General features: G+C 56.3%; 2 protein-coding genes and 1 pseudogene. All 3 read right to left on the reverse strand.

Features of this window, described 5'->3' with window-relative positions:
• A partial coding sequence (locus tag HMPREF3036_RS12290) for a transposase (RefSeq protein WP_231853595.1) occupies positions 1–286 on the reverse strand: 286 nt, incomplete at its 3' end.
• 21 nt (positions 287–307) lie between these two features.
• Positions 308–352: pseudogene (locus HMPREF3036_RS12600) on the reverse strand (hypothetical protein); the annotation flags it as partial.
• 54 nt (positions 353–406) lie between these two features.
• Positions 407–1,108 (reverse strand): RNA-guided endonuclease InsQ/TnpB family protein (locus HMPREF3036_RS12300; RefSeq protein ID WP_255358810.1); only part of this gene is annotated, 702 nt, incomplete at its 5' end.

Below are 1,108 nucleotides of genomic sequence, written 5' to 3' on the forward strand. Positions count from 1 at the left end.
CGCAACTTTCGTTGACGCACTTGAAAATCGCCTGAGTCGGGCGGTTGCGTTTGTCCCTGGTCTGACAGTGCGGGCAGGTGATGCTCGTTCCTCTCGGATCGACGGGAATCACCACACCACCCATTTTCAGAAGTTGCCATTCGATTGCTTGGCGAAGACTGTAGAACCCCGTGCGCAGGATGGCGCGGTTGAGCCCGCTTTTCTGCTTCACATTTTTGCCGGGGTTCTCAACGATGCCCTTGACGGACGCCGTCATGTTCTTCACCTTCAGGTCCTCGACGTACACGCAGCCGTACTCCTGCGCGAGCGCATGCGCCGTCTTCCTGTTGAAATCCTGTCGAATGCAACGAATCTTTCGATATAACTTTTGAAGCTTCTCCTTGAGCCGACGCCGCTTGCAACTCGGCTACTTCTTGTCAAAAGGCTCCGCCAGTCCCAACTTCGCGAGTTTCTTTCGCGACTCCTGGTTGAGCGAAAGCTTGCGTTTCAAGCCCGCAATGCGTTTCTCGATCGAGCGAATCTTCGCCGTGTCGAGATCGTAGAATCGTCCGTCGCTCGTCGCGACGGCATGCACGACGCCGACGTCGATTCCAACATCGAGCGCCTTCATGTCGGGGACCTTGACTTCGAACTCAACCGTGAAGATCACGAACCAGTGGCCGCAGTCCTTCCTGACGTGAATCTGCTTCACGACACCGGGAACGAGCATCCCGTCCGCACACTCGAACGCGATGGGACGCGTTCTGCGGTATCGAATCCAACCGATCTTCGGGAGCTTGACTCGCCCGTTGGCATCGTCGATGTGTTCAGGAGCAAATTGCGGAATCCGAAAGCCGTCACCGATGTCTTTCGCCTTGAACTTCGGCCACCCTTTGTGTGCCGGATCGCTATTGGGACGGAAGCTGTCGCCGATGGCGCGATCGAGATCGCGCAGGGCCTGCTGGAGCGGTTGGGACATCGCCTCTCGAAGAAAGGCGGTCTCGGGTTGTTTTTTTTTCCAGAGCACCAACTCGTGAGCGAGCTCCTTGTAAGTGAGAAGCTTTTCACCTTTGGACTTGCGCTCGTTTTGGATCTCCAACGCCTTGTTGAAGACAAACCTGCGGCAACC

Origin of the sequence: Sutterella sp. KLE1602, from assembly GCF_001578585.1 — a bacterium.
Taxonomy (GTDB): Bacteria; Pseudomonadota; Gammaproteobacteria; order Burkholderiales; family Burkholderiaceae_F; genus Sutterella; species Sutterella wadsworthensis_A.